This is a genomic window from Hymenobacter tibetensis (genome assembly GCF_022827545.1).
In the GTDB taxonomy this organism is placed as follows: Bacteria; Bacteroidota; Bacteroidia; order Cytophagales; family Hymenobacteraceae; genus Hymenobacter; species Hymenobacter tibetensis.
On the sequence record NZ_CP094669.1, the window covers coordinates 5,433,123 to 5,447,338 of the forward strand.

At 55.7% G+C, this 14,216-nt stretch carries 19 protein-coding genes; 11 read left to right on the forward strand and 8 right to left on the reverse strand.

Annotation, left to right across the window (positions count from 1 at the left end):
* The first annotated feature begins 125 nt into the window (after window positions 1–125).
* From MTX78_RS21900 to MTX78_RS21910, 3 genes are all read left to right on the forward strand, one after another.
* Window positions 126–1,643 (forward strand): hypothetical protein, encoded by a 1,518-nt coding sequence (locus MTX78_RS21900; protein ID WP_243798337.1) that lies wholly within the window; start codon window positions 126–128, stop codon window positions 1,641–1,643.
* Window positions 1,644–1,648: 5 nt separating this feature from the next.
* On the forward strand, window positions 1,649–2,074 hold the full coding sequence (locus tag MTX78_RS21905; protein WP_243798338.1) for a secondary thiamine-phosphate synthase enzyme YjbQ: 426 nt from the start codon (window positions 1,649–1,651) through the stop codon (window positions 2,072–2,074).
* Window positions 2,075–2,187: 113 nt separating this feature from the next.
* Window positions 2,188–2,766: a hypothetical protein gene (locus MTX78_RS21910; protein WP_243798340.1), complete on the forward strand. Its 579-nt coding sequence runs from the start codon at window positions 2,188–2,190 to the stop codon at window positions 2,764–2,766.
* A 71-nt stretch (window positions 2,767–2,837) separates the two neighbouring features.
* Here MTX78_RS21910 and MTX78_RS21915 read toward each other — a convergent pair whose 3' ends face one another.
* Together MTX78_RS21915 and gpmI are read right to left on the reverse strand one after the other, a co-directional pair.
* Complete coding sequence (locus MTX78_RS21915; protein ID WP_243798342.1) at window positions 2,838–3,389, reverse strand: hypothetical protein; 552 nt, start codon at window positions 3,387–3,389, stop codon at window positions 2,838–2,840.
* A 16-nt stretch (window positions 3,390–3,405) separates the two neighbouring features.
* Complete coding sequence (gene gpmI / locus MTX78_RS21920; RefSeq protein WP_243798343.1) at window positions 3,406–4,956, reverse strand: 2,3-bisphosphoglycerate-independent phosphoglycerate mutase; 1,551 nt, start codon at window positions 4,954–4,956, stop codon at window positions 3,406–3,408.
* A 146-nt stretch (window positions 4,957–5,102) separates the two neighbouring features.
* On the opposite strand from gpmI, the gene MTX78_RS21925 reads away from it, so the two are divergent.
* The 7 genes from MTX78_RS21925 to MTX78_RS21955 all read left to right on the forward strand — a co-directional run bounded on the left by MTX78_RS21925 (window position 5,103) and on the right by MTX78_RS21955 (window position 9,881).
* Entirely contained in the window at window positions 5,103–5,501 is a 399-nt protein-coding gene (locus MTX78_RS21925; RefSeq protein WP_243798345.1) for a DUF4783 domain-containing protein, read from the forward strand.
* 171 nt (window positions 5,502–5,672) lie between these two features.
* Entirely contained in the window at window positions 5,673–6,560 is an 888-nt protein-coding gene (nadC, locus tag MTX78_RS21930; RefSeq protein ID WP_243798347.1) for a carboxylating nicotinate-nucleotide diphosphorylase, read from the forward strand.
* 95 nt (window positions 6,561–6,655) lie between these two features.
* Window positions 6,656–7,276 (forward strand): hypothetical protein, encoded by a 621-nt coding sequence (locus tag MTX78_RS21935; protein WP_243798348.1) that lies wholly within the window; start codon window positions 6,656–6,658, stop codon window positions 7,274–7,276.
* Window positions 7,277–7,378: 102 nt separating this feature from the next.
* On the forward strand, window positions 7,379–7,756 hold the full coding sequence (locus tag MTX78_RS21940) for a hypothetical protein (RefSeq protein ID WP_243798350.1): 378 nt from the start codon (window positions 7,379–7,381) through the stop codon (window positions 7,754–7,756).
* Window positions 7,757–7,768: 12 nt separating this feature from the next.
* Window positions 7,769–8,029: a heavy metal-binding domain-containing protein gene (locus tag MTX78_RS21945; RefSeq protein WP_243798352.1), complete on the forward strand. Its 261-nt coding sequence runs from the start codon at window positions 7,769–7,771 to the stop codon at window positions 8,027–8,029.
* 265 nt (window positions 8,030–8,294) lie between these two features.
* Window positions 8,295–9,044 (forward strand): class I SAM-dependent methyltransferase, encoded by a 750-nt coding sequence (locus MTX78_RS21950; protein ID WP_243798354.1) that lies wholly within the window; start codon window positions 8,295–8,297, stop codon window positions 9,042–9,044.
* A 99-nt stretch (window positions 9,045–9,143) separates the two neighbouring features.
* Window positions 9,144–9,881: a ZIP family metal transporter gene (locus tag MTX78_RS21955; RefSeq protein WP_243798356.1), complete on the forward strand. Its 738-nt coding sequence runs from the start codon at window positions 9,144–9,146 to the stop codon at window positions 9,879–9,881.
* A 76-nt stretch (window positions 9,882–9,957) separates the two neighbouring features.
* Here MTX78_RS21955 and MTX78_RS21960 read toward each other — a convergent pair whose 3' ends face one another.
* The 3 genes from MTX78_RS21960 to MTX78_RS21970 form a co-directional block, all read right to left on the reverse strand.
* Window positions 9,958–10,290 (reverse strand): chaperone modulator CbpM, encoded by a 333-nt coding sequence (locus MTX78_RS21960; RefSeq protein ID WP_243798358.1) that lies wholly within the window; start codon window positions 10,288–10,290, stop codon window positions 9,958–9,960.
* A gap of 19 nt (window positions 10,291–10,309) precedes the next feature.
* Window positions 10,310–11,230, reverse strand: a complete 921-nt coding sequence (locus MTX78_RS21965; RefSeq protein ID WP_243798359.1) for a DnaJ C-terminal domain-containing protein — start codon at window positions 11,228–11,230, stop codon at window positions 10,310–10,312.
* A gap of 214 nt (window positions 11,231–11,444) precedes the next feature.
* The gene (locus MTX78_RS21970) at window positions 11,445–11,780 is read right to left on the reverse strand and encodes a DUF3140 domain-containing protein (RefSeq protein ID WP_243798361.1); all 336 of its coding nucleotides are present in this window, start codon (window positions 11,778–11,780) and stop codon (window positions 11,445–11,447) included.
* A 159-nt stretch (window positions 11,781–11,939) separates the two neighbouring features.
* Between MTX78_RS21970 and MTX78_RS21975 the strand changes: the two genes are divergently transcribed.
* Window positions 11,940–12,371: a DUF6799 domain-containing protein gene (locus MTX78_RS21975; protein WP_243798362.1), complete on the forward strand. Its 432-nt coding sequence runs from the start codon at window positions 11,940–11,942 to the stop codon at window positions 12,369–12,371.
* Between the two features lie 75 nt (window positions 12,372–12,446).
* Here the strand turns inward: MTX78_RS21975 and MTX78_RS21980 are convergent, their stop codons facing one another.
* From MTX78_RS21980 to MTX78_RS21990, 3 genes are all read right to left on the reverse strand, one after another.
* The gene (locus MTX78_RS21980; RefSeq protein WP_243798364.1) at window positions 12,447–12,641 is read right to left on the reverse strand and encodes a hypothetical protein; all 195 of its coding nucleotides are present in this window, start codon (window positions 12,639–12,641) and stop codon (window positions 12,447–12,449) included.
* A gap of 99 nt (window positions 12,642–12,740) precedes the next feature.
* Window positions 12,741–13,145 (reverse strand): septal ring lytic transglycosylase RlpA family protein, encoded by a 405-nt coding sequence (locus tag MTX78_RS21985; RefSeq protein ID WP_243798365.1) that lies wholly within the window; start codon window positions 13,143–13,145, stop codon window positions 12,741–12,743.
* 128 nt (window positions 13,146–13,273) lie between these two features.
* Window positions 13,274–14,101, reverse strand: a complete 828-nt coding sequence (locus MTX78_RS21990; RefSeq protein ID WP_243798367.1) for a glycoside hydrolase family 25 protein — start codon at window positions 14,099–14,101, stop codon at window positions 13,274–13,276.
* Window positions 14,102–14,216 lie beyond the last annotated feature (115 nt).

The following is a 14,216-nucleotide window of genomic DNA, read 5'->3' on the forward strand; positions in this document are numbered from 1 at the left end:
ACATCCTGAGTTTGCGCAGGACCTTCTCACGATAGAACATCAGGCGTACCAACGGCCAGTTTCTGCGTGAACAGGTAGTGCGCGAGCTCAGGATGTTGCTTTTTATAAAGTTATCTTGTTGGTCTATGCGCTTTTTACTCCCACTGCTACTTGTTTTTTCGGCACTGCTGTGCTTGTTGCCGGGCTGTGAGCCAAAAGAAGATTTAGTGACCACTGACTCCAGCGCCAAGCTGGAATTTTCGGCCGACACCGTGCTTTTCGATACGGTGTTTGCTCAGGTAGGCACCGTAAGCAAGCGCCTGTGGGTGTATAACCGCAACGCCCGGGCTGTGAAGGTCAGCCAGGTCCGGCTGGCAGACACCAACCCCGGTACGTACTCGCTGATCATCAACGGAGACGAAACCAAAGCCGCCAGCGACCTTGAAATTCGGGGCAAAGACAGCTTGCTGGTATTAGTGAAAGCCGTCCTTGGGCCCAACGCTACCAACAACAAACCGTTTTTGGTGGACGACCAACTGCTGTTCAACACTAACGGCAACGAGCAAGATGTGCGGCTGGTGTCATACGGGCAAAATGCTTATTTCCACGGGCCCGAAGAGCATATCACGCGCAACACCACCTGGCCCAAAAACCGCCCGCACGTTATCTACGGCGTAGTAGTGGTAGACCCAGGCGTCACGCTCCGAATCCAGCCGGGCACCCGTGTATACTCGCACGCTGGGTCGGCGATGCTAATACAGGGAACGTTGCGCATCAACGAAGCAACCAGACCTACGGCGGAATTAGCGCCCACTGACACGGCCACTTTCGTGCGCTTCCAAGGCGACCGATTAGAGCCATTCTACTCAGATACGCCCGGACAGTGGCGTGGCATTCAGTTTGACGCCACCAGTAGCCGCAACAACTTAGTGCGCTTCACTGAAATCAAAAATGCGTCGTATGGCCTGTTAATCTATAATCCGCTTAACCGTCCTCACCCGAAGGTAACCGTTGAGAACTCCATTTTGCGCAACATTTCAGGGGCGGCACTTTCCTTCGCCAGCCTTGGCGAAAACTTCGAAGGAGCTGGCATATTCGGCTTCTCCGGCGACTTCGATTTGCGCAACTGCCTGCTTACCAACTGCGGCGAATATGCTGTTCGGGGTTTTGGAGGAACATACGATTTGAATTTCTGCACGGTAGCCAATTACACTCCGCAGTTTCAGCGCCGAACCCCTTCTTTGCACTTCACTGATGCGCCTGCCGCTACACAAGCCTTACAGCCTAACACCGTTAGAGTAAGCATTGCCAACTCCATTGTGTGGGGTTCGATTGGTGATGAACTGAATTTCGAAAATGGCAGCGCTTACCGGCCCAACATAGATATCCGAAACAGTATCCTCCGGACGGAGAAGTACGCTGCTGCTACCGACGCCGGCACCACGCTGGGGCTCAACAACAACCAAAACCAACTCGACCAGACGCCCAGGTTCAAGAACTCTCCCGAGCGAGGCTTCGGTACTAAATTCGATTATCGCCTCGATACACTCTCCCCGGCCAGCAACAAAGCCGTATACAATCCGGCAATACCACGCGACTTGCTCAACAAAAGCCGGAGCACGACGTCAACGGACCTGGGCGCGTACGAGCGGGTGAATCCTTAGAACTGATGGTGTATTTTCAGAAACGTTTGCGCTTGCCGGCCGTGCGCCGCGGCTTTCATCTTGTCACGGACTTGTTGGTGGCAGAGTTACCGGAATTAGAACAGATTCGGATCGGAACGGCGCACTTCTTTATTCAGCACACCTCTGCCAGTCTGAGCGTTAATGAAAACGCCGACCCCACGGTGCGCATGGATTTCGAGTCGTATTTCAACCAAGCCGTACCCGAAAACGCACCGTATTTCCGCCACACGCTGGAAGGCCCCGACGATATGCCCGCCCACCTCAAAGCGGCTATGCTGGGCCACGCCGTTAGCCTGCCGATAAGCAACGGAGAACTGGCGCTGGGGACCTGGCAGGGCATCTACCTAGGGGAGCATCGCAACCAAGGTGGGCGGCGTTGGGTAATGGCGACACTTATGGGCACGCAGTAACGGACAAGGCAAAGCGTATTATTTCTCTACCGATACGCTATAATTTTTCGAATATAAAGCCCAGCGTTGTCGGTTTCTCGTATGAGGGTAAAAGCACTTGCTTTTCAACTCGTATGATACCCGCCCCACTGCTTTTCCGCAAGAAAATTTTCCCGGCTATGCTGCTCTACGCGGCGTTCGGTCTGGCAAGTTGCGAGGCTAAAGGCCCGCCTGTTGTTGCTGCTGCCAAACCCAAGCAGGAACGTCGGCAAGTGGCTACCCCACCACGGCAGCCAGTTGCTCCTAAAACAACCTGCACCCTTACCAACGATACGTTAGCTGGTCAGCCCTTCGGAGCCGAACCTACAGTAGAGGAGTTGCTGTCGGCTGGGGCCAAAGTGGTAAGCCGCCAGCCCTACGCCAACAAGCACGAAGCTGGACAAACCGATACTATTCTTACGCTTCGGCACCAAGGCAACTCGTTTGAGTTCTACCATTCACCTGAGAAAGACCTGCTCCGCCAAGCTACTATCACCAATTTCAAGCCCGCCTATGGCCAACGCCTGCGCTCCACGCTCAACGAGTCGGCAAGGCAGAGCGGTGGGCCCTGCGGCCAGCTTCGCATCCGCGACACCGACCGGGCCAATAGCGTGTCCGCGACCTTCACAGCCGGCCAGCCTAGCCTAGCCCGCGTACAGCCTTATCTGGATTAAGCAGTCTTTCTAGCTCGAGAGGAACCTGGTTTGATACCATCGAACTCCGCTCCTGCGTTGGAAGAACACGTTTACTCGACTATGCGTGTCCGTACAGTATAGCGTACCGTATCAAATAGTACCAACTTCTGGATACCTTCCACGCTGTAGCTTTTCACTCCACGCGCGTCAGCGCGCAAAGACAGTTTCTTCTCGGAGTAGAAGAGCGGGTTATCTTGAATGATCGTGGCGCTCATGGCTTCCGGATAGTTGGTGGCGCGCGTAATCAAAAGCTCGCGCACTGTGGCATCTACCCCAACTTTTCGTTGGTAAAGTTGGCCAGTAGTAGCCGACTGGGTGACAGCTTTCACCTCGTAGGCTCCGCGCAACGCCGGCTTATTGATGTCGGCTTGGTAGAAAATCTGGAGTTCCTTGGCCCAATCAGTTTTAGTGACGCGGGTGGTTTCCGTTTTTCCATCGCGCAGGCGCACCTGTTTCTCCACCACTGGTTGCCGGCGGTTAAGGTCTGCTACCTGCTTATCGAGGAAGCCTTTTACGTCGAAGTAGTTGGGCTTGCGGTTGGCGGGAACTGGGCGCACGCTGGCATCCTCACCCGGCCCACAGGCCGCGAGCAGTAAGAGCACGCCAAGCCAGTTGCTTCTACGCACGCGTTGCAACTCCTCCAGGTTGTAGCAAACTCACACCCTTCATGTCGGCAGGTTGCGCTAAGCCCATTAGTGCCAACACAGTAGGCGCAATATCGCCAAGCTTCCCGTCGGAAAGGGTGCCGTGGTAGTCGCTGTCGGCTAGGATGCAGGGGACCAGGTTGGTGGTATGGGCCGTGTTAGGCGAACCGTCGGGGTTCATCATAAACTCGGCGTTACCATGGTCAGCAATGACAATGCAGGCGTAATTGCTGGCTAATGCCTTTTCTATCACCGCCTTGGCGCAGGCGTCTACGGTTTCCACTGCTTTCACCACTGCCTCAAACACGCCAGTATGGCCTACCATGTCGGGATTGGCGAAGTTGAGAACCACGAAATCGGCCGATTTGGCTTGCAGCTCCGGTACCAGCGCATCGCGCAAGTCAGCGGCACTCATTTCGGGTTGCAGGTCGTACGTGGCCACCTTCGGTGAAGGACGCATGATGCGCGTTTCGCCTACAAATTCGGTTTCGCGGCCTCCCGAGAAGAAAAACGTAACGTGCGGATACTTCTCGGTTTCGGCAATACGAATCTGCTTCTTGCCATTGGCCTCTAGTACTGCCCCCAAAGTGTTTTCCAAGTTGTCTTTCTCGAAAACTGGGGTGACGCCCACAAACGTGGCGTCGTAGTTGGTCATGGTGAGGTAGTGCAGGTTCAGCCGGTGCATCTGGAAGGCGTGGAAATCCTGCTGCGTAAGCGCCTGCGTGATTTCCCGGCCTCGGTCGGTGCGGAAGTTGAAACAGATAACGACGTCGCCTTCCTCAATAGTTGCTAGTGGCAAGCCATCGGCACCCACCTTTACAATAGGTTTCAGGAACTCGTCGGTAACGCCTTCCTTATAGGAGTCCTGCATGCTTTGGATCAGGTTCTGCGAAGGAGTGCCTTTGCCGTTTACCAGCAGATCGTAGGCCACTTTCACTCGCTCCCAGCGGTTGTCGCGGTCCATAGCGTAGTAGCGCCCTACAATGGAGGCTATTCTGCCGCTAGCGCCGTGCTGTAAGTGCTGTTCCAGGTCGTTTACGTAAGCAACACCACCCTTGGGGTCGGTGTCGCGACCGTCGGTGAAGGCATGAATAAAGACTTTGTGCACATCGGCGTCATGAGCCAAGGTGCAAAGGGCCTTTAGGTGCTCGATGTGCGAATGCACGCCCCCATCGGAAAGCAGCCCCATCAGGTGCACCTTTCTGTTGTTGGTGCGGGCATACTCGAAGGCTTTTTCTATGGCAGGCGTGTTGCCTAGTTTCCGTTCCCGAATAGCTTTGTTGATGCGTACCAGTTCTTGGTACACCACGCGGCCGGCTCCAATGTTCATGTGCCCAACCTCGGAGTTGCCCATCTGCCCGTCCGGTAGCCCTACCGCTTCGCCGGATGCTTGCAGCTTGCTATGCGGAAACCGCTGAAACAATGAATCAACGAAAGGAGTCTGGGCTTTATCAACTGCCGAAACTTCTTTGTTCTTGGCCAGACCCCAGCCATCGAGAATCACCAACAATACCTGCTTGTTCATAGGCACAAAGATAGGCGTCCCGCGTCGGAACAACGGTATTTTATTGCTTATTCACTGCTCAGCACAAATAACCCGGAGGCTTCAAGCTGCGTAGGCAGTGGTTGGCATAATTTTCGCGTACCCTATGATGTATTCTATACTCTGAAATGAAACGCATTCTTTTTCAAGCTCTCGTATTCGGATGGCTACTATTGCTTTCAGTGGTGGGGCAGGCTCAGGGCGACGTATTTGGCTCCATTAGTGGAGCGTTGCGCAACGCTTCTTCCAAGGAGCTGTCGCAATATTTTGGCGCTACCGTTGAAATCAGCATCGACGGCGACCGGCAGAGCTACAGTGCCACGCAAGCCGAATTTGTAATGAAAGACTTCTTTGCGAAGACCGCACCTGCCAGTTTTGAAATTGTACACCAAGGTGGCAGTGACGGCGGAATTCCGTACGCAGTAGGAAAATATAAAAGTAAAGAAGCGATGTACCGCGTCATCGTGAAGATGCAAAATGCCAGTGGTACCCTACGCATCGAAAACATGGCATTTACCAAGGAGTAACAGCGAAACTCTTGCCATGAAGGGGGTTTTCACTTTCCCTCCGTTTTTCACCAAGCCCCTGACACTTTTGTAGTTGTTGGGGGCTTGGTGCGTTTAGGAGCCTGTGCTTCCCGCTCCCAACGCGTGGCAGGTTACCGCGCTCTGGCTGCGCTTAGGTAAGATAACGGCGTAATGGGGCCTTTTCACTATTTTTGCGCTGTGCAAAAGCCCTCCTACCTCACTCCCGAAGCCTTAACTACTTTCATTCAGACTGCTCTCCGCGAGGATGTAGGAGATGGCGACCACTCGTCGCTGGCGTCTATTCCGGCAGCGGCGCAGAAACGAGCTCGGTTGCTTGTCAAAGATGAAGGCGTATTGGCCGGGGTGGAGCTAGCCCATTTGATCTTCAATGAAGTGGACTCCACGCTGCGGGTAGAGCAACTACTCGCCGATGGCGCCCGCGTAAAGCACGGCGACGTCGTTCTGACGGTGGAGGGCCGAGCACAAAGCATTCTGACTGCGGAGCGCTTGGTACTGAACTGCATGCAGCGCATGAGCGGCATTGCGACGCACACTGCATTTCTGAACACGCTGTTAGATGGCACCAAGGCGCGCTTGCTCGATACGCGCAAAACCAGTCCCAACTTCCGGCTTTGCGAGAAGTGGGCAGTGCTTATTGGCGGCGGCGTAAACCACCGCTACGGCCTTTTCGACATGATTATCCTCAAAGACAATCATGTCGACTACGCCGGCGGTATTCGGCAAGCCATTGAAGCCACCCAAACCTACTTGCAGCAGACAGGTCGGCAACTGCCGATTGAGATAGAAACCCGCAGTCTGGCTGAAGTGCAGGAAGCTCTTGATACGGGCGGTATCGTCCGCATTATGTTGGACAATATGTCGCCGGCGCAACTGCGCGAGGCGGTGGCGCTCATCAACGGCCGCTTCCCGACGGAGGCCAGCGGCGGCATCACGGAACTCACTATTGCCGAAGTAGCCGCCACCGGCGTCGATTTTATTTCGGTCGGCGCGCTTACGCACTCAACTAAAAGTCTCGACCTCAGTTTAAAAGCTTATTAAATGGTTGAATTGCCGAATGGTTAGATGGTTGGCCGTTCAGAAACTTTGTGCAGCCAGCAACCATTACACCACGTAGTAATTCAGCAACCAATTCAATGCAACAACCCAATCAACGCGGAGGGTACCGGCAGCAGCAGACGCAAGCTGGTTCGCCACTAGCCATTCGCACCAAGAAGCACCAGCTCGACTCCAACCTGTACACCCGCATAGCCATGGGCCATGTGTGGCGCAAGGAATGGTGGTTTGCGTTAATTCCGTTTGTAGTAGGCGTGCTGCCCGCAGTTATCTGGCCGTCGTGGTGGTGGCTGGTTTTCGGGCTCGTGCTTACGCTGTTGTATGTGCTGCTGCGCTCTTCACAGATTACAGCAGTAACGCAGGTAGAGCAAACCAAACCGTTCTTCGAGCGGATGAGCTACGTTATCGACCAGCGCCAGATTGGGTTGATGCAGAACGAGAAAGAAGGCCGCGGCATGGGCGTGAACTGGGAGATGATTGGCCGGGTAAAGCGGGAGCCAGACGGCTACCTGCTGTGGTTCCGTAACCAAGATCCACCAGCTGAGCTAACGGGCTGGCGTGCCTGGGTGGCCCGTACGTTTGAAACCCCCATGTTTCTGCACGTTCCGTTTAAAATCTTCAACTCGCCCAACGATCAGAAACTTTTCGAATCGATGCTGCGGCGCAAGAATTTGCTTGCCGTAGAAGAGAAGGCGAGCTAACGGGTGCTACGTACGGAGTGGCTACTCCCGCAACGGACAGACCACCGCCCAGCACCTAGTATCAACTACATAATCAGCAACTTAACAATCAACTTCAAGATAATGACCAAGCAACTTGTCCTTTCCGCTTTGGCTGTCGCCACGCTTTCCTTGGCTGCGTGCAGCAGCGAGCCTTCAGACTGGCGCCCCGAAAACAAAGTGTCGTTGGATATGGTAGAGCCTGGCTCCCGTTCCTCCGACAATTTCGACCAGCATACGGCGGCAGCAGCTGACCAGAGCAAAGGTGGCGCCATTGAGCGGCCTATCAGCTCCCACGTAGATTTGGAAGGTCGGGAGCGGCCTAGCGCTGACGCCAACGTTTCGGCAGATGCGAAGAAGGCCGAGATGACCAAGAGAACCGAAGATCGTACTGCAGCTGGCGCCGAGCCAGTGAAAGCCGAAGACGAGCCAGCCTCTGAGGGTGGTAAAGCACAAGAATAGGTGGTGCCGTACATGAGAGGACTCTCGCTTACTCGCATTGCTGGTGCCTTGCTGCTGGCCAGCAGCCTATGGCTGTCGGTGGCGTGTGAGAGTAAGCCAGCCGCCAGCACTGCAACCTCAGCAGCCACTACAGGTGGTGAGGACCAACCGGTGGCAGCTGCTTACATCTGTCCCATGGGCTGCGAAGGCAGTGCCAGCAACCAGCCTGGCAAGTGCCCAGTGTGTGAAATGACGCTGGAGCCCAACCCTGACTACAAGCCGGCCGCTCAATAGCCAGCCAACAGCCAGAATGCCAAGAGGAACTCGAGCAGCCGAACAGCTGGGTGAGTTCCTCTTGGCATTCTGGCGTCAGGATTGTTGCAATTATTTTGTAACATTGTTGCAAATACGGAGTACTTGTTGATTGGCCCTGCCGAGCATGGCTTAGGCAAGACCAACCATCTGTTTGCTCTGCTTGCTTGTTTGTCTGAGCGCAAGTACGTGCCGGACAACCAACACCTTGCACAGCCTACTCGTTAGGGCTGGTTTTCTTTTGCGTATGCCACCTATTGCCTCTCCTGCGCCGGAATGGTTCAGCACTTGGTTTGATTCTCCGTACTATCACTTGCTTTATAGTAGCCGGAGCTACACCGAGGCAGGCACTTTCTTGGATGTGTTGCTAGCACACTTGCATCCGAAGGCTGATGCGCGGCTGTTGGATCTGGCTTGTGGCCGGGGGCGGCATGCCGTGCAACTAAGCGCCCGAGGCTACGACGTAACCGGCGTGGACCTGTCGCCGGAAAATATTGCGGCAGCCCGGCAGCATGCGCATGCGGGTCTGCGCTTCTACGTGCACGACATGCGTGACCCGCTCCCCTATGGGCCGTTTGATATTGTGCTTAATCTGTTTACCAGCTTCGGTTATTTTCAAGAGGAAAGCGAAAACGTAGTGGCCCTGCGCAATACCATGACGGCGCTACAGCCGGGCGGCAAAATGGTGGTCGATTTTCTGAACACCGAGCGCACGATACGCGAACTGGTAACGTACGAGCATAAACAGCTGGAGGGCATAGACTTCCACCTGCACCGCCACCTCGACCGAGACTTTATCGTCAAGGAAATCAAGTTTCAAACGCCTGATGGCAAGCACCACCATCACCAGGAGCGCGTAAGGGCTCTTACCCTCGAGCAGTTCGAGGACTACTTCTATCTGGCTGGGTTACGGATAGCGGAAGTGCTAGGCGACTACCACCTCCATCCTTTCGAGCAAGAGACGAGCCCGCGCATGATTTTTATTTTGAAAAAGTAGGAGCAGCCGGTGGCTGGTGGAGTGGGTAGCTAACGGCTAGTTTGGCTATCCACTCCACCAGCCGGTTGCTTATCTGAAACACCTCAAGCGTTCTGTTTTATGTGGTTTGCCGTTTTGCTGTTATTCTGCACTGTGCTGGGTGCCGGTTGGTCTACCCGCCTAGTACCGACGGCTAGTACTACCTGGATGAAGCCCCTGCTGGCTTTCAGCGGAGCATACCTTTTCACCCTTACTATTACGCACCTCTTGCCCGAAGCCCTGTTACTGGTTCCTGGCGACATGCACCGCATTGGGTATTTCGTGCTCGCCGGCTTTTTCGGGCAGTTGCTGTTGGAGGTATTCTCGCAGGGAGTGGAGCACGGGCATGTCCATCATCATACGTCTCATGCCGGGCGGGTACCGTTTATGCTGCTGGCCTCCCTGATTGTGCACTCGTTTTTGGAAGGCAGCATCCTGGTAAAAGCCCCGGAAGCTGGTACTGTGAGCGACAACTTTTACGCCATCCTTACCGGGGTGGCCCTGCACCATATTCCGGCAGCCTTTGCCTTGGTAGCCGCGCTAATGCTCCGGCTTGGCAGTTTTCAACGAGCCCTGCCTTTCCTAGTGTTGTTTGCGCTGGCCGCTCCGGTAGGCATTGTGGTCAGCAACTATGTGGTGCTAGACCAACTTCTGACGGGTGGGCTTTTTGCGGCTCTGCTTGGCTTTGTTGCTGGTAATTTCCTGCACGTTTCCACCACCATTCTTTTTGAAACCAGCCCCGAGCACCGTCTTAATTGGCCTAAGCTAGCTGCCACTATAGCAGGAACCGCCTTGGCATTGGGCGTAGAGCAGCTCTAGCACACCGTCGTAGGGGAGTGTTCTGCGTATGGGCTGCTCAAAGGGTTTGTCTGATAATCACCGCTCTTCTGGTACGCTACAGCCAGTCGTCGGCATCGAGGGTGGGGCCGGTAGTGCCTAGCAGGTGCTCGAACTGGCGGGCGCGGGCCCGTTGCAGCATCAGCTCATGCTGGAGGGCTAGCAGCCGCTGCCGCATGGCTAGCACTACATCAATGCCTTCCTTGCTTAAGCCTAGCTCGTGCTGCAGCCGCGCTAGGCGCGCCAAGTGCTCGGGCTCTTCGTTGATGGTGTCGGTGGAAGGATCAGTAGCTAGGAGGCCCAAATCTACGAAGCCGCGCAAGTCGGTTTCGCTCAGGCCGTAGCGCAGGGCGCAGTCGTGGTAGCTGATGCGGATAAGGTGCGTTTTCATAGCGCTTGAGGGTTCTGGGTTAGGCGTTACGGAGAGCCGCTAACTGCCGAAGCAGCTCCTTTTCCTGGTCGGTGAGTTGCTGCGGAAGCTGCACTGTGAGCCGCAGGTACAGGTCGCCGAACTGGCCTTCCTGCTTGTACACGGGAAATCCTTTGCCTCGCAACCGCAGACGGGTGCCGTTTTGCGTTTCGGGCTTGATATTGATTTTGACGGGCCCGGCCAAGGTTTCCACCACCTGTTCGCCGCCCAGTAGAGCGCGGTAAAGCGGCACCTGCACCTCCTGGGTGAGGTCGTTGCCGTTGCGAGCGAAACGGGGGTCGGGTAATACACGCAAGGTGATGTAGAGCGAGCCATTGGGCCCACCGTTGCGGCCGGGGCCGCCTTGGTCGCGCAGCCGGATGGTCTGACCATCTTCTACCCCGGGCTGAATGGTGATGCGTAGGCTCTTGCCGTTCACGTTGAGGGTGCGGGGGCCGCCTTGGTAAGCGTCTTCCAAGGTCAGTTCCAACTCCGCCTGGTAGTCGGAACCGGCCCCAGCTCGGCTACCGCCCGTGCGCCCTCCGCCCCGGTTGCCGAAGATGGAACCGAAAAAGTCCGAGAAGTCGGTGTCATCGCCGAAGTCAGCCGTGTTGAAACCGCCTGGTTGCGCGTACTGCGACCAGTCGAAGCCACCTGAACCGCGGCCTGCTCCGGCGCCAGCACCAGCCTGTTGGTAGCGCTGCCAATCGGCGCCCAGTTGGTCGTATTTGCGGCGCTTTTCCTCGTCGGAAAGCACTTCGTTGGCTTCGTTCACCTCTTTGAACTTGCGCTCCGCTTCCGGATTGTTGGGGTTCACGTCGGGGTGATACTGGCGGGCCAGCTTACGGTACGCTTTCTTGATTTGGTCGGTCGTAGCCTTTTTGTCTACGCCTAGGGCCTTGTAATAATCCTTGTATTCCATACCAGCAAAGTAGTGCTGAATTCACAGAAGCAAACACATCTTAGAGAAGGGTACGATGACGCCACGGGTAGATGTTGCGTGCTACCGCCGATAGGTCTTGAAAAACCAGGGGCACCTTATCAGCCACTACCTACCGATTGTCAGCAACGCCAACGGCCCCAATTCGCCGGTTGAAGACAAGTTGGGGCCGCGTTTTGCGTAGGGTAGTGGCTGCTTACTTGAGCGGGTCGTGGCCCCAGTTCATCAGGGAATAGCGCCAGCGAGAATGCTCGATGTCGGAAGCGGGCTTCTGGGCCGAGTGGCGGCTTACGTAGCTGTGCACCTTGTGCATGTGCGCTTCATCGTCGGGCGTGAGGTCGGCTTTCTTTTTGTGCAGAATGCGGATGATGTGCTCGCCGGATTTGTGTCCGATGCTGGTGCCGTCGCCGCTGTCTTGGCCCACAGAGCCCGACTCCTCGGTTTTCAGCCACTTTTCAAGCTCAGCGGCGGTCATGTTCACATCTTTTTTGAATTGCGTGTATAGCTCTTCTGCGTCTGGGGTGGTACTCATATACTACGGGCAAGAAAGGTGGAAAGATAACGTTGACACGAGCAGGGCTCGTCCATTCCAGAACGATGCCGTGCCGTGGTTGGTTGTCAGAACACAACTGGCCTTAGTTTTGTATGTTACGCTGTTATTAAGTTCCCTCCGTTTCTCCTCTATACTCACATGAACAAATTTTTCACCCTCGTATTTGCCGCATTCTTGGGTTTGAGCAGCATGTCGGTGCAGGCCCAAACGAAGTTACCGCCTCGCAAACCGGTGCAGCCCAGAGCCCGAGTTGCCGCTGCTGCCCCCAATGCCGTTCCGAGCGTTAAAGACGGCGTGATGATGAAAGAGGGCAAGGTGTACATGACCCAGAGTGGCATCACTAGCCCCCTCACCCAGGAAACCTCCCTCGTCAACGGCACCAAAATCACGGCCGACGGCACCGTGACCATGACCAACGGCACCACCGCCACGCTGAAAGAAGGCGACTACATGTCGTTGTCGGGGCGCTTGACCACGGCCGCGTCTAAAGCCCAGCAAGACAGCCTCATGCAGGCCGCCAAAGACAACAGCAAGAGCAAGTCTAAATCGAAGTCTAAGAAAAAGGGCTAGAAAGAACGGCCTGCCACCAACACGAAGCGCCCCAGACCAGTAGTGGTTTGGGGCGCTCCGTGTTGGTGGCAGGGCTCAGCGCTGGGTGTAGTCCTGTAGAATTTCCGAGGCTTCCGCATCGTCTTTGGCTTCCACTACCTCGTCTATCACAAACTGCACTTCGGCTTCGGTCCAGCCTTGGCTTTCGGCAGCTTTGATGAAGGCGTCGAGGGCAACGAAACGGCCCGACTTGAGCGGTAGTTGCCAGGCTACTTTTTTGCGAATGCGCATGGGGTTGATATTGAATAACTACCAGGGAAAGCCTGGGTAGTCGTTGATGATGGGCTGGCTCTCTTGCGGCAAGGCAAGCAATAGGCCCGGCTTGCAAAGCTAACGTTTCGCTTTCACCACTTTCAGTTGCAGGGGCGCCACGCCAGCATCAAGGATGTCGATTTTGCGCGCAGCCTTTTTAGAGAGGTCGATAATGCGCCCCTTGGCGTGAGGCCCCCGGTCTGTAACCGTGACTTTAACGGAGCGGTGGTTGCGCGGATTCGTAACGCGCACTACCGTTCCGAAGGGCAGCGTGTTGTGAGCCGCGGTGAGTTTACCTCCCCGATACGTGGTACCGCTAGCCGTTTTACGGCCCTCAAACTTATCGGCGTAGTACGAGCCTTGGCCGCTTTGCGTGAAGGTGGATTTACCGCTTGTGCAGGCGCCCAGTAAGCCGGCTATTGCTATAACCAGCCCTCGGCTAGCTGCGCGAATACGAGGACAACACGTGATGAATTCATTCATTTACAAAAGGTTACTAGCGCACTTCTCTGCTTATACTTCCGCACTGCACGAAGAAGCGAAGCTGGTCGGTACGGCTATTTACTTAATTTTCTCTGGTAGTACAGTGGCTGGTAGCTAGTAGCGGCTGCTCACTTCGCAGTTCCAGTGGCCGCCTCCTTTTCCGGGATGCGCAAAGACAACAGGCTTTGGAAGCTCCCCTGAAAAACGTTGAAATCAACAGTGCCCCGGATGCCCGGAATGTAGGACTCGTCGGAATGCTGCCAGATAATCCATTTGTCGCGCGGCAGGCGCGGCTGCTCTACCTCATAATGCGCAAGCCAGAGCGGGTACTTGTCGAAGTGACCGGCGAGGTAGCGTTTGTAGAAGCTGTAGTTGGAATAGAGAATTGGCCGCACGCCATAGTGGCGCTCTACCAGCCGCAGCCACACCGCCACGTTGCGGCGCATCACGGCTACATCATGAAACTCGGTGTGCTCTACATCAAGCACTGGAGGTAAGTCGCCGGGGGCCAGGGGCACGGTGCGCGTGAACAGGTTGGCCTGTCGGGCCCCATCGTAGGTGGGCTGAAAATAGTGGTAGGCCCCGCAATACACGCCCGCTTTGCGGGCGGCGTTCCAGTTGCGCTGGAAGCGAGAATCGCGCAACGTCACGCCTTCACTGGCTTTGATGAACGCAAATTTCACGTGGTTGCGCGACACCTCCGCCCAATCAATCCGGCCCTGGTACGACGACACATCAATACCATGCACGGTGTAACCAGCCAGCAGCGGTGACTTCTCGCGGCCGGTGAGGCGGCTGCTCACCAACGACGCCCAGGTCCGCCGGACGTGGCGGTGCAGCTGCCGGCGATACTGGCTGTACAAGGCCAGCGTTGCGACTACCAGCAACAGGGCCACCCAGCGAAGCAGCGGCCGCCACGGGGCGGGAGGCACAGAAGCAGCAGAGCGGCGTTTCATGAGAGTAGTCATGGCAAAAGTAACGCTGAAAAGCGCGGGGCTAGTGCGTCGTGTAGGCAAACTAACCAGGATTGCCCACTTTTTTACGACCTTGCCGGCGGTTTATTTTCCTTTT